Origin of the sequence: Nostocoides sp. F2B08, assembly GCF_009184895.1 — a bacterium.
Taxonomy (GTDB): domain Bacteria; phylum Actinomycetota; class Actinomycetes; order Actinomycetales; family Dermatophilaceae; genus F2B08.
Genome location: NZ_WESE01000012.1, coordinates 1 through 19,947 on the forward strand (window position 1 = coordinate 1; position 19,947 = coordinate 19,947).

The 19,947-nt window shown below is 70.2% G+C and carries 22 protein-coding genes; all 22 read right to left on the reverse strand.

The genetic code is table 11. The features are described 5' to 3' along the window. Window positions 1-83: 83 nt before the first annotated feature. Window positions 84-1,085, reverse strand: coding sequence for a DUF4192 domain-containing protein (locus GA707_RS18515; RefSeq protein ID WP_152179947.1), 1,002 nt, complete (start codon window positions 1,083-1,085; stop codon window positions 84-86). Between the two features lie 207 nt (window positions 1,086-1,292). Next, window positions 1,293-2,501: a DNA polymerase III subunit beta gene (gene dnaN, locus GA707_RS18520; protein WP_152179948.1), complete on the reverse strand. Its 1,209-nt coding sequence runs from the start codon at window positions 2,499-2,501 to the stop codon at window positions 1,293-1,295. A 183-nt stretch (window positions 2,502-2,684) separates the two neighbouring features. Beyond that, the gene (locus tag GA707_RS18525; protein WP_152179949.1) at window positions 2,685-3,152 is read right to left on the reverse strand and encodes a DUF3145 family protein; all 468 of its coding nucleotides are present in this window, start codon (window positions 3,150-3,152) and stop codon (window positions 2,685-2,687) included. A gap of 124 nt (window positions 3,153-3,276) precedes the next feature. Next, on the reverse strand, window positions 3,277-3,441 hold the full coding sequence (locus tag GA707_RS20965) for a hypothetical protein (RefSeq protein WP_193315415.1): 165 nt from the start codon (window positions 3,439-3,441) through the stop codon (window positions 3,277-3,279). Between the two features lie 3 nt (window positions 3,442-3,444). Next, window positions 3,445-4,932: an ImmA/IrrE family metallo-endopeptidase gene (locus tag GA707_RS18530; protein WP_152179950.1), complete on the reverse strand. Its 1,488-nt coding sequence runs from the start codon at window positions 4,930-4,932 to the stop codon at window positions 3,445-3,447. A 97-nt stretch (window positions 4,933-5,029) separates the two neighbouring features. Further along, window positions 5,030-5,233 carry a hypothetical protein gene (locus tag GA707_RS18535; protein ID WP_152179951.1) on the reverse strand — a complete coding sequence of 68 codons (204 nt, stop codon included), beginning with the start codon at window positions 5,231-5,233 and terminating at the stop codon, window positions 5,030-5,032. After that, window positions 5,230-5,469 carry a hypothetical protein gene (locus tag GA707_RS18540; RefSeq protein WP_152179952.1) on the reverse strand — a complete coding sequence of 80 codons (240 nt, stop codon included), beginning with the start codon at window positions 5,467-5,469 and terminating at the stop codon, window positions 5,230-5,232. The genes GA707_RS18535 and GA707_RS18540 overlap by 4 nt, the downstream gene beginning before the upstream one ends. Continuing rightward, complete coding sequence (locus GA707_RS18545) at window positions 5,466-6,344, reverse strand: hypothetical protein (protein ID WP_152179953.1); 879 nt, start codon at window positions 6,342-6,344, stop codon at window positions 5,466-5,468. Before GA707_RS18545 ends, GA707_RS18540 begins: the two co-directional genes overlap by 4 nt. A gap of 194 nt (window positions 6,345-6,538) precedes the next feature. Beyond that, window positions 6,539-7,282 (reverse strand): metal-dependent hydrolase, encoded by a 744-nt coding sequence (locus GA707_RS18550; protein WP_152179954.1) that lies wholly within the window; start codon window positions 7,280-7,282, stop codon window positions 6,539-6,541. After that, the gene (locus GA707_RS18555) at window positions 7,279-7,779 is read right to left on the reverse strand and encodes a 3'-5' exonuclease (protein WP_193315416.1); all 501 of its coding nucleotides are present in this window, start codon (window positions 7,777-7,779) and stop codon (window positions 7,279-7,281) included. The genes GA707_RS18550 and GA707_RS18555 overlap by 4 nt, the downstream gene beginning before the upstream one ends. Window positions 7,780-8,049: 270 nt before the next feature. After that, window positions 8,050-9,345, reverse strand: a complete 1,296-nt coding sequence (locus tag GA707_RS18560; protein ID WP_152179956.1) for an AAA family ATPase — start codon at window positions 9,343-9,345, stop codon at window positions 8,050-8,052. Between the two features lie 92 nt (window positions 9,346-9,437). After that, window positions 9,438-10,601 carry a hypothetical protein gene (locus GA707_RS18565; protein ID WP_152179957.1) on the reverse strand — a complete coding sequence of 388 codons (1,164 nt, stop codon included), beginning with the start codon at window positions 10,599-10,601 and terminating at the stop codon, window positions 9,438-9,440. Next, the gene (locus GA707_RS18570; protein WP_152179958.1) at window positions 10,598-10,783 is read right to left on the reverse strand and encodes a hypothetical protein; all 186 of its coding nucleotides are present in this window, start codon (window positions 10,781-10,783) and stop codon (window positions 10,598-10,600) included. The genes GA707_RS18565 and GA707_RS18570 overlap by 4 nt, the downstream gene beginning before the upstream one ends. A 249-nt stretch (window positions 10,784-11,032) precedes the next feature. Next, window positions 11,033-12,154, reverse strand: a complete 1,122-nt coding sequence (locus GA707_RS18575; protein ID WP_152179959.1) for an integrase core domain-containing protein — start codon at window positions 12,152-12,154, stop codon at window positions 11,033-11,035. Beyond that, window positions 12,145-12,474: a hypothetical protein gene (locus GA707_RS18580; protein ID WP_226963944.1), complete on the reverse strand. Its 330-nt coding sequence runs from the start codon at window positions 12,472-12,474 to the stop codon at window positions 12,145-12,147. Before GA707_RS18580 ends, GA707_RS18575 begins: the two co-directional genes overlap by 10 nt. 154 nt (window positions 12,475-12,628) lie before the next feature. Further along, complete coding sequence (locus GA707_RS18585; RefSeq protein ID WP_152179960.1) at window positions 12,629-13,885, reverse strand: VWA-like domain-containing protein; 1,257 nt, start codon at window positions 13,883-13,885, stop codon at window positions 12,629-12,631. Next, the gene (locus GA707_RS18590) at window positions 13,882-14,985 is read right to left on the reverse strand and encodes an AAA family ATPase (RefSeq protein WP_152179961.1); all 1,104 of its coding nucleotides are present in this window, start codon (window positions 14,983-14,985) and stop codon (window positions 13,882-13,884) included. Before GA707_RS18590 ends, GA707_RS18585 begins: the two co-directional genes overlap by 4 nt. A 180-nt stretch (window positions 14,986-15,165) precedes the next feature. Then, complete coding sequence (locus tag GA707_RS21415) at window positions 15,166-15,825, reverse strand: DUF4031 domain-containing protein (protein WP_226963945.1); 660 nt, start codon at window positions 15,823-15,825, stop codon at window positions 15,166-15,168. A gap of 17 nt (window positions 15,826-15,842) precedes the next feature. Beyond that, window positions 15,843-16,064, reverse strand: a complete 222-nt coding sequence (locus GA707_RS18605; RefSeq protein ID WP_152179962.1) for a hypothetical protein — start codon at window positions 16,062-16,064, stop codon at window positions 15,843-15,845. Then, window positions 16,061-16,393: a WhiB family transcriptional regulator gene (locus GA707_RS18610; protein WP_152179963.1), complete on the reverse strand. Its 333-nt coding sequence runs from the start codon at window positions 16,391-16,393 to the stop codon at window positions 16,061-16,063. The genes GA707_RS18605 and GA707_RS18610 overlap by 4 nt, the downstream gene beginning before the upstream one ends. A gap of 16 nt (window positions 16,394-16,409) precedes the next feature. Continuing rightward, window positions 16,410-19,325: a DEAD/DEAH box helicase gene (locus tag GA707_RS18615; RefSeq protein ID WP_193315417.1), complete on the reverse strand. Its 2,916-nt coding sequence runs from the start codon at window positions 19,323-19,325 to the stop codon at window positions 16,410-16,412. Next, complete coding sequence (locus tag GA707_RS20970) at window positions 19,322-19,756, reverse strand: hypothetical protein (protein WP_193315418.1); 435 nt, start codon at window positions 19,754-19,756, stop codon at window positions 19,322-19,324. Before GA707_RS20970 ends, GA707_RS18615 begins: the two co-directional genes overlap by 4 nt. Window positions 19,757-19,947 lie beyond the last annotated feature (191 nt).

Below are 19,947 nucleotides of genomic sequence, written 5' to 3' on the forward strand. Positions count from 1 at the left end.
CGGCGCTGCGCGCCTCAAGGTGGCGGGTGGCGGGGGCCGGGCGTTGCCCGGCCCCCCCCCGCCACCCCCCTTGGCCCACCGGCCTAGCGGGTGAGCCGTATGCCCAGATCGACCACACGGGACAGCAGGGCAGCGAGGCGATAGTCCGGGTCGATGCTGAGTGCCCGGTCGAGGGCGAGCCGGGCGATGGTCCCGTCACCGCACCACCATGCATAGTTCGCCACCACGGTCAGCGTGGGCACGGCGTGGCAGTCCGGAAGGCTGGCAGCGGTCTGGACGAGCCGGTCGAGAGTGCGCGCCGGGGCCTGCGCGGGGTCGATCGTCACGCTGGACCGGATTGCCTCCACCGTGTCCTGGTCAAGTTGATCTGAGGGCATCGTGCCGGGGCAGAGGTGGCACAACAGCGCGTCACGGAACTCGGTGACGGTGTTGCGGGTCAGGGCCACGGCCGCGAGTGCGAGGACGTGAGGCGGCAGGTCCGGCACGGCTGACCCGGACGTGACGACCCGGCCCCACGCGAGTGCGGCAGCGTGTACGTCCTCGGCCCTCTCGCCGGTGACGCGCTCGCACTCAGCCCCGACCGCCTCGGCGTGCTTGGTGGGTGTAAGGCGCTGTGCGAGGTCCTCGCGGGAGGTCGCGGGCGCCGAGCCGGTAGCCACGCTCATCTCGAGTCCTACGGGGTGCTCGGCAGCCGGGAGCGGGTTGCCCTCCGTGGGGCAGCAGGTGCAGCTCAGGTGGCGCCACCCTGTGGGCGTGACGAGTACCGGCGTGGGCACGCCCAGGCCCGCTGCGGCCAGCGTCGAGGCAAACGCATTCACCGCCTTCTCAGCGCTGCCCGTTACTGTTTCGTAACCGATGACGAGAACAGCGGTTGGCTGCTGGCGAAGCATCGGGGGGACGGTGGCTGCGAGCATGCCATCGAGCTCGTCGGCGGGTGGGATGTCGATCCTCTCGACCATCCCTAGCCGTTGGTCATGCAGGGCGATGCCGAGCACTGAGTCGCTGGGCTGGTAGCCGAGCAGGTGAGGCAGTGCCGAGAGCAGGGACTCTGGCCCGCTGATGCGGATCGTGGGGGTGCTGGACATGGATCGTCTCCTTGCGGAGTCAGGAGCCGATGGTCAGCCGGCTCGGGGTGGGTGGTGTCTTCGACGCTATCGGCCACCACCGACAGAACGGACCCGCAGACACCCTCCATCGACCCACCAAGGCACCCCATGCCGGCTGCCTCGGTGGGTCACACCGGAAGGGCCCTCCCCTGGCGGCTGTACCCGGGGAGGACCCTTCGAGTTGGGCTAGCTGGCAAGGCGGACGGGCATGAGAACGTGCCGGTAGTCGATGTCGCCAGCGTCGGTGAGGACCATTGGTCGGCTGGGGTCGGTGAGGTGGAGGGTGACCTCATCCGCGGTCAGGGTGGCGATCGCGGCGAGGAGGAAGGCCGGGTTGGCGCCGGTGGTCCAGACGTCGGTCTCGCCGGTGACGGTGGCCTGCAGGGCGGGTGCGGTGACCTTGGTGGGGTCGCCGTGGGTGGCGGGGGCGAGCGTCAGCGCATCGCTAGTGACCGTGAGTGTCACCGGACTGTTCTTGGACGTCGTGACGGCCGCGGTGAGTGATGCCGCGCGGGTGGCTGCCTGCAAGAGCTGGGAACGCGGGACCGTGACGGTACGGGTTGGTGTCTGCTCCAGGATCGAGGAGACAGTGGGGTACTCGCCGTCGAGGGTGCGGATCTGAACGGTAGTGGTGTCGTCGGCCAGGGTGAACCAGGTGGTCCCGGCGATGACGTCGACGCCCAGTCGCACCTGGGCGCTGGTGAGCCTGGGGAGCAGTTTCGCCAGGACGGACGCGGGGATGAGCACCTTCTCGGTTGTGGTGCCGTTGACGGGGATCGTGCCGGAGGCCAGGCGGTAGCGGTCCGTAGCGGTCAGGGTCATTGATCCCTTGTCGAGGACGGTGTTGATGCCGGTCAGGATCGGCAGGGTGATCCCGCGGTCCGCCGCGGGAGTGACGCGCTCGACGAGCGTGCTGAAGATCTCGCGGGCGGCGACGTAGGTGGGGGCTGTGGTCAGCGGGAGGTGGGGGAAGGTGTCGACGGCGATGGTGTCGTCCAGAGGCAGGCTGTAGCCGCCGATGTGCACGACAGGGGTGTGGTCGGGGGTGGTGACCGTGACGTCGAGGCGGTCGGCGATCGCCTTGGTGGTGCCCTTGACTGCGGCGGAGAGGACCTTGGTGAGGCTGGGGTGGTCCAGCAGCATGCGACCGGTGGTCGTGCCAGTGGCGGGCAGGGTGACGGTTGCCGCGACGTCGAAGTCGAAGGTTGTGAGCTCGACCTGGCCGGGGCGCACGGTGGCCAGAGCACGACTGAAGACGGGCAGCTGTTTGCGGCCGGTGGCGGGCAGCGCGAGCGTCTTCAGCGCGTCCACGAGGTCGCTGTGGGCGACGGTGAAAGCACCGGTGCTCGGGGTCTTCTCGTCGCTGGTCTGCCGGCGGGTGGCGGTGGTGGTCATGGATCGTCTCCTTGCGGAGTCAGGAGCCGATGGTCAGCCGGCTCGGGGTGGGTGGTGTCTTCGACGCTATCGGCCACCACCGACAGAACGGACCCGCAGACACCCTCCATCGACCCACCAAGGCACCCCATGCCGGCTGCCTCGGTGGGTCACACCGGAAGGGCCCTCCCCTGGCGGCTGTGTTCAGACCGCCGCGGGCGTTTGCCAGTCCAGGCCGAGGATGGCGGTGATCTTGGCGAGGATCGTGGCGGGGCCGGTGCACTCGCGGAGCAGTGCGGTGAGAGCTGAGTCGGTCAGGACTGCTTGGGCGTTGGCGTCGCAGGCGACCTCGTGCATGCCTTTGCCGCCGGGCTGGTAGCGGCACAGTGTCCCTAGAAACTCGTACTTCGGATCTTCCGTGACGGCGAAGGCGACGTCCTGGCCTTCTTCGTGCAGGGCGGTCAGGACTGCCTCGGCGGCGGCGCGGCACTCGCCAACAGAGCGCTCTTCGATGTCGACCCAGAGCACCTGGTTGGGACGGGCGTAGTCCAGCAGGCGGGTCACGTCCTGGTCGGTCCAGGGATCGTCGGTGAACGCGATCGAGGCCATTCGGATGGCCTCGCGGTCGAGGTCAGCAGGTAGTGCCAGACGGTAGTAGGTGCGGTCGCCCATGTGTGGTCGTCTCCTCGCGGAGTCAGGAGCCGATGGTCAGCCGGCTCGGGGTGGGTGGTGTCTTCGACGCTACCTGCCACCACCGGTCCGATGGCTCCCCTGCCGGGACGCTTCGGCCCCCTGGTCACCCCATGCCGGCAGGTTCAGGGTCCTCGTCCGGGGCTATGGGGTAGTGCTGCTCGAGGTGGGTGTCGACGAGCTGGTCGAGGTCGGCGGCCGTGGTGGCGGTGAGGGTGGTGATGGTGCCGGTGACGGGATCTGTGACGTCGGCGATGTGACGGGTGTTCATCGGTCAGTTTCCTTTCGTATCGGGCCAGGTGCCCTCGGTGATCTTGTTGAACGCGCGGGTGGCCTTGTCGACGGCCTGGTGCATCACGGCGGGGTTGCCGCGCGACCAGCCGGCGATGTATCCGGGGCTGAAGGCGTCGACCTGGTCTCTGGTCATCCCTCTTGAGCGGTTCACTAGGTAGGCGGTCATTTCAGCCTCGGTCTCCATCTGTCCGCGGTGCTGTCGGTACTCGCTGTAGTCGCGGTCGACGTGGCCGCAGTGGACGTGGCCGAGCTCGTGGGCGATCGTTGAGGCTTTCTGGGCCTCGTTGAGTCGGGCGTCGACGACGATCCGCTTGTTCTGGGGGTCGGTGTAGCCCAGGGTGCCTTCGCCGGTCTGCGGGCGACAGTCGGGGATCTCGGTCTCCTCGTAGGAGTAGCCGGCCTGCCCCACGCGGTCGCGCAGGCCCTCGAGCGTGCCGGGTGAGGCCTTGCCGGGAGCGGGTCGGGTCGGGGAGGACGGCAGTGGCTCGCCGTGAGTGTCGGAGACGTTGAAGACAGGCACGCCCTTGAAGCCGACTACCCGGTGCTTCTCGGTGCTGTTGCCGTTCTCGTCCTCGTCGACCACCTTCCGGGTGATCGGCGCGAGGATCCAGACGGCCTTGGCGCCCTTGGATACCTTCCGGTTCCACTTCTCCCACTGCCGGAAACCCATCATGTGCAGCTCGTCGAGGGACTCCCCACGCTGGAACATCTGCACTGCTGCTAGGAGGCGGTTGTTGGCGCTCCAGCGGCTCAGGCCGTTACTGGCCATGGCGTTGAGCCAGCGGTGCAGCTGGCCGGACTCAACAATGGCCTTCACCGAGGACTCGAGGTCAGCGACCATCGCCTTGACGCGCTCGTCTCCCTTCAGGCCGGCGTAGTCGCCGGCGGGCAGGCCAGCCGGTGTTGGGCACTGATGGTCCTCGGAGCGGAACTGGCCGCAGCCCGGGCACCGATCGGCACCCGAGCTGGCGGCGGCAACCTCGAGGACGGCGCCGGGGTCGTTCGGTGATGAGGACGGGGGCGGTGTCTGCGGGTCGGGGGGCTGCTCGAGCTCGGCTCGGGCCGCCTGAAGCTCGGCTTTGGCGTCAGAGCGCTCTTGGATCGTGGATTGCAGGTCACAGTCCTCGCCGCGGCGGTGCCTCAGGGTGCTGATGCCGGCGGCGACCATGGCTGCCTTGTAGCGCGTCTCGGCAGCCTCCAGGCGGGCGGTGCGGGTCGCGGCGGGTGGCGGGCAGGGAGTGGACGGCGCGGTCGAAGGGCTGGAGTGGGACGCACTGCGCGCCGAGGTGGGCACGCTGGGCGGCGGGGGATCCCCTGCCTCGCCGGCAGCCAGGCGCTCTGGGCTGTCACCGGCGGACGGGGACGCTTCAGCTCGCCGTTTGCGCCAGTGGCCGGCCACCTCGACACCGGTCGTGGTGGTGTAGTCGTGGACCCAGATGTCTGAGTGGGCGTTGACGGTCGTCATCATGGGTGGGACACCTCCTTTCTGGCAGCGAGCGCACCGTGTGCGCTCACCATCACTGGGGAAGGTGCAAAGGGGTGCCGCGGGTGACGACGAGTTCTGCCTATGGGCCTTGGCGTCCCTCTATCTCCTCCTCGAGGTGCTCGGCCTGCAGAATCCATCGCTTCGCCGAAAGCAGGCAGTCGTCGCGCTGCTCGCCGGGAGGGAGGCAGTCGGCCTCTTCCAGGTCGATCTGGGCCGATCGGCGGGCACCGTCGGCGCCGTCACCGAGGTAGGGGTGACGCAGCTGCACGGGCGGGTTGCTCACGTGGGCCTGCGTGGGGTTGTTGATCGGCGCTGCTGGGCTCGGCGTTCGGCGAGAATCTCGTCTCTTCGGGTCAACCAGAGGGTCGGGAGCACGGCGCCGGCACTGAGTGCTTTGCGAGCCCGGGCGTTGAGGTCGACGACGGCCAGGACGACCTCGTCGGCGCAGTCGTCCGGCTGTGCACCGTCGGTGAAGTGCTGGACGAGTGTGGTGACAGCGCTGGCTTCCCCAATGTTCATCGCGACTGCTCCTCTCCCCCGTTGTCAGCGAGGAGGTAGTCGGCGAGGTGGCCGGTTGCGCACTCGTCACAGACCAGGCCGACGTGCTGTGCACGGCGGGCGCCGGCGCGCGTACCGAGGTAGGGGTGGCTGACGGGCGGGTGCTGGTGGTCGGCGTGCTCGCACTGGCACATGACCAGGGCGCATGAGGCTGTGTGAACCCCGAAGTAGGTGGTCTCGTCGGTGACCGGGGAACCGCACTCGGGGCACCATGCGGTCACCTCGTTGGGGGAGGTGAGCATTCCGCAGTCGGTGCACTCCTCGCCGAGCGCGCCGGCGCGGGTTTGGGTGTGGTCGCAGCCGTCTTCTCGCCACCTGGCGGTGAGTTCGACCTCGGCGATGCGGTTGCGGCCGCCGGCGTCGGTGAAGGTGATGAGGACGGCTCCCTTGCCCGGGCCGGCGCACTGCTGGTCGAAGGCGGGGTGGTGGCCGGTGGTCGCGGTGATGCCGTCGACGTCGTTCTCGCCTCCGAGCAGGAGGCGGATGTCCTCGAGGACGTCGTGCAGGTTCATGGCCGTGACAGGGAAGGCCTCCAGCGTCTCGGAAGGCGTGGACCGTTCGGTCACCGCCGGGCACGGCGCGGGGGTGGCCGGGCGGATCTGTAGGCGCTGGTGGTCGTCCAGGACGGCCTCGAGACGGCGGCACTCACAGGTCAACGGGCCGAGGCCGTAGCCGGCCCACTCGACCACGACGTCGGCGGTGACGGCGGTCAGTCGGTAGCCGCCGATGGTGACACCGGTGTACTCGGCTGTCATCCCGGCGCACTCATTGCACACGTACTGGTCGTAGGCCACGTAGAGCTGGTCGGTGGACAGGACTGGGTTGGGGTGGTTCATGTCGGATCTCTCCCGCAGTGGGGGCCAGCTGGTCAGGCCGGTGATGTGGTTGGTGTCTTCGACGCTACCGGTCGTCGCTGACAGATAAAGGTGGCTTGTGGGTCCGCGGGACGTCGCGGATGCGCATGGCCATGGCCTGGTGGGGACCGGTTCACCAGATGTCGTGCCGCGTGGAGACCTGACCGGGACGGGGTCTACGCGGTCGGGTTGAAGGGCGGGGGAAGGCGGTTCAGCTGGGTGGCGAACCATCTCACCAACGATTCGACGTCATGGATGTCGAAGTGGGCGGCGAGCAGCAGGACTCCAGCGAGCGAGAGCACCGGGGCGATCACGGCACGTTCGAGGGGGCCGTTGACGCCGAACAGGCCGAAACTGAGTCGGCCGCGGTGGCCGAAGATCCAGGCGATGGGGGTGGGGATTCCCTCATCGGTGAGCCAGTCCCCCGCGATGTGAATGAGGACACCGGCCGCAAGAACCAGAGGTAGGAGCGTGACCTGGTGAGCCCCGGACGCCACCAGGGCCACGGCGCCGAGCGCGGAGACGATCAGGTTGGCGAGAGCTCCGATGCGGCCGACACCGGCCAAGGCGAGCCCGCGCAGGGAGAGTCCGATGGTCACGGCCAGGACTATGCCGGCGGTGACCGGGTGGAGAGAGGCCAGCAGGGCCACCCCGGCGAAAGCGATCGGTGCCAGAAGGAGATCGTGGGTTCCCTGGCGGTGGCCTTGGGCGAGGGTGCCGATAAGGGCACCCAGGGAGCGGGTGAGCGGGCCCCACATCCGGGCGGCCGTAGAACCGGTGGTGTCCAGGTCTGGCAGGAGGCTGGCGCCGCCCAGGGCGAGCACCCATGCAGTCTGGGCCGCCGGGCCGGCGATCGGGGCGATCGGCAGGGTCGCGATGCCGGCCACCAGACCGCAGCTGACGTGGTTGTAGCCCATCATGCGGGGCGCCCGGCGATACCTTGGAGAACCTCGAGGGCGGCCAGGCAGTCCCCCAGCGCGTGGTGCGGACCGCCGAGGGCGACCCAGCCGCGGCCTTCGACAAGGGAGCGGGCCCGCATCAGGCACACCCAGTTCGTGCCGTCGGCCAGGTGCTCGGGGTTCACGCCGGCGTCGCCTAGACCGGCAGCGAGAACCTGGCGGTCGTAGGTCGCGTTGTAGGCCAGCAGCTGGCGACCGTGGGTGACTTCTAGCAGCTGGCCGGCGATGTCCTGCAGGGACGGTGCCTCGAGAAGGTCCTCGTCGCGGATTCCGTGCACCGCCGCGGCTGCGGAACTGACCGTCGTGGAGGGACGCACGAGGGTGCTGAGCAGGACATTGCCGGAGAGGTCTATGACGCTGACCTGGATGACCTCTCCGAACAGATCGGTGGTCTCGGTGTCCAGGATCACGGCATCTTGGAGACGGAGCCGGGAGCGGGCCCAGCTGCGTGTCCTCACGGTGCGGACCTTTCGGCGCAGGCGATGGATGCTCTTCACACCGAGGGAAGGTTCCTCAATGGCGGCGTGGTGACGGGGGGGCGGTCATCAGGTGCCGTTCCTTCTCCACAGCAACGACGGTGACCGGTTGATCCGGAAGGGCGGCGCGTTGTGCGCCCGGCCACTCCTGGCGTTGCCGCACGGTGCGAGCTCGCGGCAGGACCCACTGGGCCAGGCGGCATGGGGTGCCTGGGCCAGTGGGTCCTGCCGTGCGGCGGCGAGGGGGTCTGGTCAGGTGAGTAGCGCGTCGAGCAGGTCGCGGTGGGTACGGGTGGCCGGGTCGGGGTCGGGACCGCGAAGGACGGACGGGGTGGCTGTGTCGGTGACGACGGTCAGGTGGGCGCGGTGGCGGGAGAGCATGACGCAGGCTCGGCCGAGGGCTGTGCCGAAGGCGGTGGGGTCGCGGTATCCGGCAAGGGGGTGCAGAACGACGGCGGCGGGTCGCTCCATGCCTTGGAGTTGGTTCGCTGTGCCCACGAGCACGTCGGGCAGGTCCGCGAGGAGGGCGCGCACGGCGGCTGCTTGGCTGACGTGGGCGGCGACGACGGCGAGGTCGGCGGGGGTGACGGGGCGGGTGCCGTCGTCGGTGGTCAGGGTGGTGGCGAGCAGGGCTCGGGTGAGGTCGGCACAGGTACCGGTCAGGGCGGGGTCGCCGGGGCCAGCCGTGGCGGTGACGGGATGTGCGGTGACCTCTGGCAGTGGGGTGCCGTCAGGACCGCTCAGGTGTTCTGGTGGGCGGCGGCTGGTGAAGGGCAGGCTCGGGTAGAAGGTGGGCTGGATCAGCCTGGTGGTGGCTGGGCCGAGCCGCCATGTGTGGCGCAGCGTGACCACAGAGACGGCATCGCCGTGGGCCGCGATGAGGGCGGCTGGCGCGGGCAGGTGCGGCCCGGTGGGCGAGCCGTCCCAGCGGCGGGTCTGGCCGGTGACGACGGGGTCGATCTGGCCGGGGTCACCGACACAGACGATCTGCGGGGCGAACGCGCCAAGAGCGCCCACGTCTGCATAGGTGGCCTGCCATGCCTCATCGACCACGAGGACGTCGGCGGCCAGGACGGTGGGGTCGGCGTAGGTCCAGCGGGCGGTGGTGGCGATGAGCACTCCCCCACCGGAGTTGGGGAAGCGCACGGATCGGCCGGTGACGACAGCGGCAGTGCCGCTGCTGAGGTCGGGCATCGGCTGGTTGGCGGGCCAGATCAGGCGGGCGGGGAAGTTGAGCGCGCCGAGGCGGCGGGCGATTTCGACGGCTTGGTCGCGGGTCTGTGCGGCGATCCCGACGCGCAGGTCGGCGCGACTGGCGAGGGTGGCCGCGAGCAGCGCGACCAGGCGGGTCTTTCCGGCACCGGGTGGGCTGGGGACGACGACGGCCGGGTCACCGGACCATGCTGAGTGCAGGACGCCAGCAGTGGTGGGGTCGTCCATGATCGCGGCTGCGGGGTGGCGCTCAGGGCGGCTGAGCGGCGGGGACGGGGGCAGGTCAGGGGCGCTACCCGGCGGGGTCGGGATGGTGGGTCGGGGGATGGTTCGCATGGTTTGCAATGCCTATCTCGCTCAACGATGGTCAGTCGTTGTATGGGTTGGTTGGGAGTTACAGTAGGCGGGAGCACCGACACCCGGCGTGGTCAGAGGGGTTCGGCACCGGCAACGAGCACGTCGAGCGGGACCGGGCGGCGGGTGGCGGTCGGGGTGCGGCCGGTGGTCAGCCATGAGCGGCGGGCGCTGTAGAGCGCGCGGTAGGTCTTGCGGCCGGCACGCTGTCGGTGCGGGGACGGCGGGGCTGTGGTCAGGGTCACCGGGTCGCCGTCACGGGGGGCTGCCCCGGTGGTGCCGCTCAGGGTGAGGATCAGGTTCCCGGCGCGCACGGTCGCAGCGGATACCGAAGCGGTGAACGGTGCTGCGCTGGTCTCCGGGCCGCCGACCCACCCGGTGAGCGCGTTGCCGGGGCGAAGCCGTGAGTCCAGCCGGGTGCAGGTGACCTCGACTCGCTTGAGCTTGTCACCCAGCGGGCTGGCGGTGCCGGTGACGACGTGGCCGGTGTGGACGGCACGACGGCGGTAGATCGGGTCGTTCAGTAGCGCGGCGGCGTACAGATCGGCGGCGTCGCATCGGGAGCGCAGGCCGAGGGCTGCACGGCTGGTGGTGTCCGGTCGTCGCCAGTCCAGACCGTCGCTGTGCTCGCTCTGCGCTGGCCCGTAGGACCACACGTCGTCCTCGGCGAGCACGTCGAGCCAGGGCAGCGGTGGGCCAGCGGTGAGCAGGGTATGCAGGTCGAGCAGTCCGCTCACCGAGTCGTCGGGGATGCCGAGCCATGCACGCCACGGGCCGGGGTGGTGTTCGGCGGTAAGGGCAGCGCCGAGGGTCCACCGGGTGCGGCAGGCTGCGAGGGTGTCCACGACGGCGCGACCGGCTGGGTAGTCGGCCCGGTCGCGCCACCAGGCGATGTGCGCGGCCACGGTGTCGGCGTCAGTATCGGGGGCGGCGGTCAGCGCCAGCCGGTGGAGGTTGCCCAAGGTGGCCGGGTCGTCAGTGATGAGGGTGGCTGGGGACGGTGCCGCGAGGGTGACCCCCAGCGAGCCGAGCAGGTCCAGCGCGGCGGGACCGGTCGCGGTTCTGGGGCGACGGTCGGGGCTGGTAGCGGCCACTGTCACCTGGTCTCCGCGACGGCGGGCGCGCACGGCGACCGGGTGAAGGACGCTCGCCAGTGGTGCGTGCAGCAGGCGCGGCACCGGGTGGCCGCTGTGGGCGGCTCGCAGCCGCTGGCCCAGGTCGAACCATTCGGCGGTCATGGCTGGCTCACTGGCTCGCTCAGGGGGGCTGCAGCGTTCCAGCCGTCACGGACGGCGGAGGCGGCCGGGGTTGAGGCCGGCAGTGCGCCGGTGGCGACGACGAGCAGGTCATCGACGGTCAGGTCGGTGCCGACGAGCAGCCTTTCGGCGTGCTCACGCAGCGTCGGGTCCAGTGTGTTCATGGCATGAATGCCTATCTCGCTCAACGATGGTCAGTCGTTGTATGGGTTGGTTGGGAGCCACTGTAGGCGGGAGCACCGACAACACCCGACGCGCACGGATGCGTCAGGCGGCCGGTGGAATGTGCACGGTGGTGGCCCACTCGGGGGTGCCGTGCGGGTCGCGGTTACTGATCACCGCGCAGACNTGAGGTGTGTCTGAGTCTTTGAGACATTCCGCGGGATTAATTCCCAACCAAGGCCCGGTCCTGGTCATGGTTGTTTTCCTTGCTGGGATCGACGGTAGTCGATCCTGTTCTGGCGGGCGGCGCTCAGGCCGTCACGTCGTGCCTGGCGGATCTGCTCGCCTCGGCCGTGGTGCTCGTCCTCGGGGGTGACGTACCCGATCCCGGCGTGCAGGCGGATGGTGTTGTAGCGGTCCCTGACGAGGGTGAGCTCGGCCTCGAGCACCCCGGGGTCGGTGACCTTCTCCAGGTGCGGGTGCTCGGTCTTGGCGTGCCCGAAGAGGGACTCGATCCAGGGCTGGTCGGTGGGGGTGCCGGGCCGGCCGAAGCGTTGAGCGATGTACACCCCGGCGAGGAACTCGCGGGTGGAGTGCGACCTCATCTGGGGTCCGTTGTCCGAGACGGTCAACAGCAGCGGTACCTCGTTGGTCTCGGCGATGACCTTCTCGAGGGCGTCGGCCTCACCGCTGCGCAGCGCAGCGACCAGGACCTTGCTGGCCTGCTCGTCACGGGCCTGGACCGCAGCCATCAGGCCCTGCTCATAGAGTGCTTCGAGGAAGCACACCTCGACCTGGGTGGAGGACTCCTCGGCCGAGACCACGGTGGCCAGCCAGTACTTCGAAACCACGTCCAGGACCGCGACCGCGCACCGCTTGGCCCGGGTGAAGTGCGTGAAGTCGTAGCACCAGATCCGGTTCGGAGCCCACTGCAGCCAGTCCGGCCAGGTCGGCTTCGGCGCCGGATCTCGTGGCGGATTCCCAGGAAGCACAAGCCCTTCCGTGGTCAGAACCCGCCGCACCGTCGCCGGTGAGACATGCACCAGCTGCTCCCGTGAGCCGCGGTGGGCGAGCTTGCGGTGCGAACGGTCGACCTCGCCCCACTGAGCGTGCAGCTCGATGATCGCGGCCCGCTCATGCTCCAGGATCCCGTGCACCGCCCCACCGCCAGGGACCGCGTCGGCCAGCCCGTCACGACCATATCGGGCGTAGCGGGCCCGCCACCGCGCGACCCGGTCCTGATCCACCTCGAGCAGCGCGCACGCCGTGCGGGTGGACCAGCCCGCCCGCTCGGCGTGAGCGATCAGGTCGAGCAGGCCGGCCTTGACGGTAGCGTCCACCCGGGACGGGACCGGGCCGGCGCTCAGTCCCAACGCGCTTTTCCCTCGTGCAGATACAACGCCACAGCCTGCTCGGTCACCGTCGCCTTGAGTCGCTCGACCTCGGCGCGTAGCTCGACGATCTCGGCCTGCTCCGGTGAGAGCCCCGGACGGCCGGGCTTGGCCGACAACGCCGTCAACGCCCCGGTCTTGGCGGCCTTGGCCACCGAGACCACCACCGAGCGGTCCACCCCGTACTTGGTCGCGATCTCGCGCTGGGTGCCCTGCCCGGTGAGCATCGCCACCCACATCTCGTACTTCTGAGACGGCGCCAACACGCGCCTCTTCTTCCGTGCTGTCGTCTTCTTCGACATGCTCTGATCCGACATGGTCATCGACCTCCTGATCGACTCGCCACGCCGCACCCTGGCTGGTAGTTAAATCCCCCAGATGTCTCACGAACTCAGACGCAGAACAGNGAGCCACTGTAGGCGGGAGCACCGACAACACCCGACGCGCACGGATGCGTCAGGCGGCCGGTGGAATGTGCACGGTGGTGGCCCACTCGGGGGTGCCGTGCGGGTCGCGGTTACTGATCACCGCGCAGACCAGCCGGGAGCGGGTCGGGGTGTCCGGCCACGGGGTGTCCCCATCGGTCAGGACGATGACGACGTGCGGTGCGGGGGTGGCAGCCTCGGCGGCGGCAATGCCGATCCGCATATCGGTGCCCCCTCCCCCGCTCAGGCGCACGGACGTGGCCGAGCGGACCCGCTGTGCCGTGGTGGCGGCAGCATCGCAGGACAGCAGCCGCACGTGCTCGCGGGCGACCCCTGAGGATCGCAGCACCCCGTGAACCTCGCCCATCGCGGCGTCCAGGTCGGCTTGGCTCATCGAGCCGGAGGTGTCCACCACGACCGAGACGATCACCGAGGGAGCGCGCATCGCGGGCTTGATGATGCCGGGAAGGCGTCGTCGCGAGGGACGGCTGTAGGTGTAGTCCACCCGCCCCGCTCGGTCGGCCACGGCGCGGCGGACGGCGGCGCGCAGCACCCGGTCCCACACAACGGTCGGGGGTGCCAGCACCGTCGCGGCCCAACGGGTCAGCCCACCGGGCATGCTGCCCCGGCCCTTGGCCTGCTCGATCGCCTGCACGTCGTGGGCGACCCGACGCCGTACGAAGTCGCCCTCTGCGGGGCTGACCGGCTCGGCCGACCCATCGGGAAGGCCGACACCGGAGGGCAGTTCACCGGGCACCGGGGGGCATCCCGACCCCGAACCGCACCCGGCCGAGTCGTCGTCGGGCAGCCCCGACCCGGCCGGGTCACCCTCGGGTGGCACCAGTGCGGCGTAGTACGTCTCCGCAAGGTCACCGTCAGGGCAGCCCAGCGCGGTCGGGGTCACGCATCCCTCGGGCAGCGGGACACCGGCAGCAATCAGGTCGTCGTTGATCTCGGCGTCACCCGCCAGATTCCACGCGAGCTGATGCCGGGGGGTGGGCAGGTTGGCGGCACGGCCCGCGTGGTCGCGCAGCAGATGCCCAACCTCATGCAGCAGTACAGCGGCCACCGTGGCGCTGTCCCATCGGTCTTCTCCCACCAGCAGATCGGGGTCCAGATAGAGCCGCCACCCCCCATCGACGGCGAAGGTACCCAAACCGGGCGCGGCCACCGGGGCGGCGGCGAACAAGGCGTGCATGAAGTAAGGGGCACGCTCAGCCGCGACGAGCCGCCCGAGGCGGAACGCCTCCCACTCATCCAGGCTCAGCGGTCGCGTCTGGACGCTCATGCCGCACCAACCGCGCTCAGGCCAGCAGCGGCCAGCACCGGGGCGAAGCGGTCCCGCACGGCGGTGGGGACGCGGGCCGAGGCGGGGCGGCACGCGGCCAGCGGGCGGGCGGCGGCAGCGGATACGTCCGGTGCCCCGGCCTCGGCAGCGGCCAGCAACGGACCCCACGCCTTGCGCCAGGCATCGACGGTCCCGGCGCTTGCCGCCCAGCCGACCACCGAGGACAGCACCGCCCACACCCGGTCGGGCCGGCCGTTCCAGTCCACCAGCGAGGGGTCCTCGACCACGGCGGCAGGGTCGGGCAGGTCGGCCTGCTCGCACCACGTGAGGAACTCGACACCGACCCCCTCACCCACCAGTCCAAAGGTGATGCCCTGCCTGGCAGCAGCGTCGTCGTCGCGCACGTTCGCCAGCGCGCCGGCCAGCATCGCCCACGTGCGCCGGGAGGGCCACGGCTTGCCGGTGGCCTCGGCGGTGCGCGGGAAGGTGTGCAGGTGCTCGGGCTTGTGCCGGATGAACCCGGTCACCATCGCCTTGACCGCCTCGATCCGGGTCGGGTCGGCGGTGATCGCCCGTGAGGCAGGCGGCGCTCCCCAACCGACCGTCATACCGTCCAACCACTCATCGACCGAGGGCCGGAACTCGACGTGCGCGAAGCGGTTAGCCAGCGGCGGAGAAATCTCCCACCCGTCAGCAGCCCGGTCAGGCGGGTTGGCCCCGGCCACAACCCGCACCCCCACCGGCAGCGTCAGGTCACCCACGGTCCGGTCCAGCGCCAGAGCCAGCATCGCGGCCTGCACAGCCGGAGGGCAGGTCGTCAACTCATCGAGGAACAAGTAGCCCGCCCCTTCGGCCGCGAGCCGACGAGCGAACGCGGGCGGAGACAGGACCACCCCAGCCTCGGTGACCAGCGGAAGGCCCGCCACATCGGCCGGTTCGCGGATCGAGCCGAGCACCGTTTCACACGGCACCCCCTCGGCGGCGGCGATCCCCCGCACCAGGCTGGACTTGCCCATGCCGGGATCGGAGAGCAGCAGCACCGGCACAGCGGCACGACCGCAGGCGTCGATCACGGTGACAGTGGTGGCGAGGTCGCTCATGAAGGAGCACCCCTTTCGGGTCGTCCGGATGGTCAGTCCGGTGATTGGTTGGTACGACCAACCCTGCCACCGCCAACCGACAACCGTTGCCCTGCAACGAGGTTCACACCACAAGACCGGCACCCCATGCCGCCCGTCCCGGTGGGTCCGCCGTCCGGGTTCGGACTGACCACGGGCGCCCTACTTCGAGGCGGTGGGTTTGACTAATGCGAGCCAGATGTCGGCGTGGCAGGGCAGGTTGAGGGCGCACCAGCAGGCCAGGTTGCGCCCGGAGAGCTCCTTGACTGCCTGGTCGACGAGGGCTGGGTTGCGGCGTAGATAGGCGGTGAAGTGCTCAACGGCGGCCTGATTGGCCTCGAGGGTGCGAGCCGCGGGACGGAAGGGGTTGGCCCAGCGGGTCGGAGCGGCGACGGAGACGGTGTTGGCCGGAAGGGTGAACCCTGCTCGGCGGGAGAGACGGACCCGCACGGGACTCGTCACGGTGGCGGTGGCGGTGGGCAGGGCGATCGCGGCCTCGAACGCGCGCGGGTCGGTGCGCAGGAGCTGAAGGTCGAAGGGCACGCCGACGCGCTTGGCCCGGGTCAGGTGGCCGCCTTCGCCGTAGGTGATCGGCACGGCGCCGAGCTCGAGCGCGCGCAGCCGCTTGCCGGCGGTTATGTCGAAGTGCTCCAGGGGGCTGCCCGGCTTCTGGAGCCAGGCGCGGTGCAGTCCGAGGTGGTCACCCAGGTCGAGTAGCTCGCTGGTGGTGTCTGCCATGAGGTGGGACCAGCGACCGCGGACGGTGTGGTCGCCGTTGCGGACGACGGCGTCGCGCAGCATGTCGTCGACGTAGACGGTCATCAGGCGTCTCCCTTGGTTCACGCGGCGGACAGCACAGTGGGATGGTCTTGGGCGCTGAACTGGGTGGCGCGATGCGCGGCGGCCGCGGCGAGGTCGCGTAGGTGGGCGGCGTGGCCGGGGTGGCCTTGCAGGTCGAGCACGATCGCGGAGGCGCGGCAGGCGATGGCGAACCGGTTCAGGTGCCAGGGGGTGCTGCCTCGAAGCGGCGGCGGGGCACCGACAGCGGAGTGGGTGGTCATGAGGCTCGGACCAGGATCGGGTCGTCGCCGACGACGCGGTCGCGCATGGCGATGACCAGCTCGTCGAGCTGGTCGGTGATCGAGGCCGGCGAGGGGAGCTCTGTCTGGGTGCGGATCTCGGCGCGGTCGGCCTCGGTGGTGCCTCCCCAGACGCCGTAGACGTCGTGGGTCAGGGCCCAGTCGCGGCACGTGTCGACGAACGAGCAGGCGGCGCACAGGGCCAGGGCTGGCGCAGGGTCGGCGCCGATCGAGCCGGAGAAGGCCGAGGCGGCAGCCCGAGTGGGGTCCTGGCAAGCCTGGGTGCCGTCGAAGTGGGGGTAGTCGTACATGGTTCTCCCTCGGGTCTCAGGCCGACCGGGTCGGATCGGCGGTGATCTCGGACAGTGGGGGCATGGGGTCGCGGTGGCGGCGCGGGGGTGGGGTGATGTCGTCGAGCTGGGCGTGCAGCTGCGCGATCCGCGCGGCGTTGCCGGCGGTGACCTGGTCGATCTTGAGCTGGATGCTGTTGCCGAGGCCGGCTTCGCGGGCGATCCAGCTCTTGGGCCAGCCGCGCTCCACCAGGTCGGTGATGCGTTCCCAGGTGGGGGCGGCGGGGATGAGGGTGCCGGGCGCGTAGGACTGGCGGACGTCGTTCATGGTGATGGCCAGCACGATGCGTTCGGTGTCGGGCTGGATTCGGGTGCGGTCGCCCTCGAGGATCTCGACGATGGTCTTGACGTTGAGGTCGGCGGCCCGGGCCAGTCCCTTCTGGGTGGCGCCCTGGCCGGTCAGGATGCGCAGGTGGCCGCGAGCTCGCGCGGCGCTGACCAGGTCGGTGCTGGGGCCGCCGGCGCGGGACCTCTGGTCGCGGGCGGACTGGGCGTGGCGGTTGGCGTCGGTGCAGGGCTGACAGCGGCATCCCTTGACGTAGCCGGTGCGGGTGCCGTGGCGGGTGTCTCCGATGTCGATGCCGATCCGTGGGCTGGGCTGGATCTCCCAGAGCCAGCCGGGGACCTGCTCCAGAGCTACTGCGCGGGACGGGTCAAGGTTGCCAGAGCGGTGGTCGTGTCGCTGCCGACGGCACCACACGTAGAGCGGGTACTGGATGCCCGCGAAGTCCTCCATGTGGTTCTCGGGCATGCGGCAGCGGCCTTCACGGGCGACGTACTGGTGCAGCACCTCCAGGCCGAGCTGCCATTGGGTCTCGCGGGTCTCCCAGCGCAGCGTGCCGGGTGAGCCGGCGTTGGGGGTGGTGGCCTCGAGCTCGTCCAGGAGCGCCTGGCTCAGGGTGCCCAGGACCTTGGCGCGGCGGATCATGTTCAGCCACTGGCCGACAGGGAGATCGTCGTCGACGTAGTCGGCCGGCGGATTGGCGTGCCCCTTCCAGGCGACGTACTCGGCGAGCAGGTTCAGGCAGGCGGCGTCGACGTCGGCCAGCGCGTCGTAGGTCCAGCCGGGCATCGCCTTGAGGTAGTTACGGCGGGCGGTGTCCAGGTCGCCGCGGCGGGCCAGGACTCGCTGGTGGGCGCACCACCGGCCTATCGTGGTGGCGCGGTTGCGGCCGCAGCCGGATGTGACAGGCAGGCGGCGGGTCATCGTCTCGCGGTTCTCGAGGTCGAGGCGGCCACCGGGCGGGATGGTGGCGTGGACCTCCTTCCACTGTTCGATCCAGGCGCGCAGCTCGGCGTCCCAGGTCCAGCCGGGCAGGGACCGTAGCGCTGCGGCTCGGTCCGGGAGGAGCATCCCGCGGCGGTAGGCCTTGCGCTGGTACTGACACCAGGTGGTCAGACGCTTGTTCTTGGCCGGGGGGTCTGCGGTTCCGTGCTCCAGCGCGAACGCCTTGAGCTCGGCGAAGCGCTCGTCCCAGGCTGTGGTGGTGTTTTCGACCAAGCGGGCGATCAGGCAGTGCAGGTCGCCGGTAGACGGCAGGTCGAAGGTAACCCGAGGGCCGCTGCGGGAACCGTCCTCGCGGCCGCGGCGGGACTGCGTCCGGGTGAGGCTGTCGAGCTCGGTGGGCAGTCGGGCGTCCAGGGTGCGCAGGCCTCGTAGGATCCGCCACACTGCGGCGAACGAACTGTTCGACAAGGTGGTGTCTTCGTCGATGTCGGCGGAGTAGCAGACCGGGATGAGGACCTTGCCGGTGCTCTTTCCGGGAGCCAGGCGCAACGCGCGACCGACCGACTGGATGATCCCGACGTCGCTGGACTTGGGGTCGGCGAAGAGGACCCCGTCGACCGCGGGGACGTCGACACCCTCGGCCAAGCAGCGGGCGCTGGCCACGACGACGAGGGTGGTCGGGTCGGGGTCCTCGAGCAGCGTCAGGGCGCGGGAGCGGTGGATGGCCGGGTCGGCGCCGGCGACGGCGACCGCGCGGACCCGGCGGCCATCAGGCAGGCGGACACCGTCGACGGTGTCAGCGAAGGCACGTGCCTTGGCGACGCGACCGTGGAAGGTCAGGACGCGGGACAGGCCGGTGCCGGCGGCGGTCAGCAGGGCGGCGACCGGGTCCGGGGCGGTCTCCCCGGGGGTCTCGTAGATGAGGACCTCGTAGTCGCTGAGCAGCCCCTGCTCGATCGCCGCGGCGAAGTCCAGCCGGTAGACGACTGGGCCGAACAGGAGTGTCTCGTCCATGGACAACGGCGCGGACCAGTCGTCCCAGCCGGCCTGGGCTGGTGCCGGGCTGGCGTTGACCTGGGTGGCGGTCATGAACACGCGAGCGTTTGTGGGCAGCTCCTCGCCCAGAACAACCCGGAAGTCCGCGCGGGGGTGGCCGGCGAGGTTGTGCGCCTCGTCGGCGATGGTCAGGTCGAACCGGGTGCTGGCGGTGCGCGCGGCCGCGGCTGCGATCGGGGCGGAGTGGTAGGTGGAGAAGACCACCAGTGGCCGGTCGGGACGGCGGTCGCTCATGACGCGGGAGGCCGCGTGCAGCGAGGTGGTGACCTGGGCTCGGTGCCTCGCCCAGAAGGGGGCCGGGATGTCCTCGCCGTCGCTGCCGGCGCGCTCCTTGGCGGCGTCGGCGGTGGAGGGGTCGGAGCAGATGATCAGTGCCTCGAACATCCAGTCGGCATCGGAGCGCCATTCGGCCAGCGTCTGAGCGATCAGAGCGAGCGAGGGAACCACCACCAGTGTCGTCGCGCACCGGCGCTGCTGTGCCAGCCAGCGCCCGACCAGTGTCTTGCCAGTGCCACAGGCCATGAGGACGCTCACCCGATCGGTGGTGTGCAGGTTCGCCTGGATGGCGGCGATCGCCTCCAGTTGGTGGGCACGAGGTGTAAGGGTCACCAGTTGCTCCTGCTGCTCAGTGCCCGGCGTCCGGCGCGCACGCGGTTGGAGGCAAAGGCCAGGGCTGGCGCGGTGATCAGGCGCAGGATCTCCGAGAGCAGCACCAGCATGGCCGGCCCGGCCCAGAAGAACAGGGGGGAGAACGCCAGGGCAGCAAGGCCGGCAAGGCCGACGACGAACCAGGTGACCTTGCCGGTGTAGGTGCCGGGGCGTCGGCGGGTGTAGCGGGCCCACAGCAGCAGCGGCAGGCAGGCGGTCAGCGCTGCTGGGCCGGCGTTGAGGAGGCTGTCGCGCAGGCCGAAGCGGCTGATGGTGCTGGCCAAGGCCGGGATGGCCGCGACGGCGGGGAAGCCGAAGACCAGGTAGCCGGCCCACACGTTGCCTTGCTGCCAGCGACCGTGAGGAGGGCGGAGGGAAGGGAGTGTCGTCATGGGTTATCAGTTCCCGGGGTTTCCGGTGGAGTGGTTCAGTGCCGCGACGAAGGCGGCACGCTGGGTAGGCAGCGAGTGCGCGATCCCATGGACTCCGCCGCCGCACGGGCAGTCCCACAGCCAGCACTTCTCCGCGAGCCGGTAGACATGCATGTGGTGGCCTGACTCGGCGCGGTGAGGGAGCCGGGTTG

Excerpts from the sequence above, each read along its gene's own strand:
- GA707_RS18515 (WP_152179947.1), bottom strand. The coding sequence starts at position 1,085 with ATGTCCAGCACCCCCACGATCCGCATCAGCGGGCCAGAGTCCCTGCTC.
- dnaN (WP_152179948.1), bottom strand. The coding sequence starts at position 2,501 with ATGACCACCACCGCCACCCGCCGGCAGACCAGCGACGAGAAGACCCCG.
- GA707_RS18525 (WP_152179949.1), bottom strand. The coding sequence starts at position 3,152 with ATGGGCGACCGCACCTACTACCGTCTGGCACTACCTGCTGACCTCGAC.
- GA707_RS20965 (WP_193315415.1), bottom strand. The coding sequence starts at position 3,441 with ATGAACACCCGTCACATCGCCGACGTCACAGATCCCGTCACCGGCACC.
- GA707_RS18530 (WP_152179950.1), bottom strand. The coding sequence starts at position 4,932 with ATGATGACGACCGTCAACGCCCACTCAGACATCTGGGTCCACGACTAC.
- GA707_RS18540 (WP_152179952.1), bottom strand. The coding sequence starts at position 5,469 with ATGAACATTGGGGAAGCCAGCGCTGTCACCACACTCGTCCAGCACTTC.
- GA707_RS18545 (WP_152179953.1), bottom strand. The coding sequence starts at position 6,344 with ATGAACCACCCCAACCCAGTCCTGTCCACCGACCAGCTCTACGTGGCC.
- GA707_RS18550 (WP_152179954.1), bottom strand. The coding sequence starts at position 7,282 with ATGATGGGCTACAACCACGTCAGCTGCGGTCTGGTGGCCGGCATCGCG.
- GA707_RS18560 (WP_152179956.1), bottom strand. The coding sequence starts at position 9,345 with ATGCGAACCATCCCCCGACCCACCATCCCGACCCCGCCGGGTAGCGCC.
- GA707_RS18565 (WP_152179957.1), bottom strand. The coding sequence starts at position 10,601 with ATGACCGCCGAATGGTTCGACCTGGGCCAGCGGCTGCGAGCCGCCCAC.
- GA707_RS18570 (WP_152179958.1), bottom strand. The coding sequence starts at position 10,783 with ATGAACACACTGGACCCGACGCTGCGTGAGCACGCCGAAAGGCTGCTC.
- GA707_RS18580 (WP_226963944.1), bottom strand. The coding sequence starts at position 12,474 with ATGTCGAAGAAGACGACAGCACGGAAGAAGAGGCGCGTGTTGGCGCCG.
- GA707_RS18585 (WP_152179960.1), bottom strand. The coding sequence starts at position 13,885 with ATGAGCGTCCAGACGCGACCGCTGAGCCTGGATGAGTGGGAGGCGTTC.
- GA707_RS18590 (WP_152179961.1), bottom strand. The coding sequence starts at position 14,985 with ATGAGCGACCTCGCCACCACTGTCACCGTGATCGACGCCTGCGGTCGT.
- GA707_RS21415 (WP_226963945.1), bottom strand. The coding sequence starts at position 15,825 with ATGACCGTCTACGTCGACGACATGCTGCGCGACGCCGTCGTCCGCAAC.
- GA707_RS18605 (WP_152179962.1), bottom strand. The coding sequence starts at position 16,064 with ATGACCACCCACTCCGCTGTCGGTGCCCCGCCGCCGCTTCGAGGCAGC.
- GA707_RS18610 (WP_152179963.1), bottom strand. The coding sequence starts at position 16,393 with ATGTACGACTACCCCCACTTCGACGGCACCCAGGCTTGCCAGGACCCC.
- GA707_RS20970 (WP_193315418.1), bottom strand. The coding sequence starts at position 19,756 with ATGACGACACTCCCTTCCCTCCGCCCTCCTCACGGTCGCTGGCAGCAA.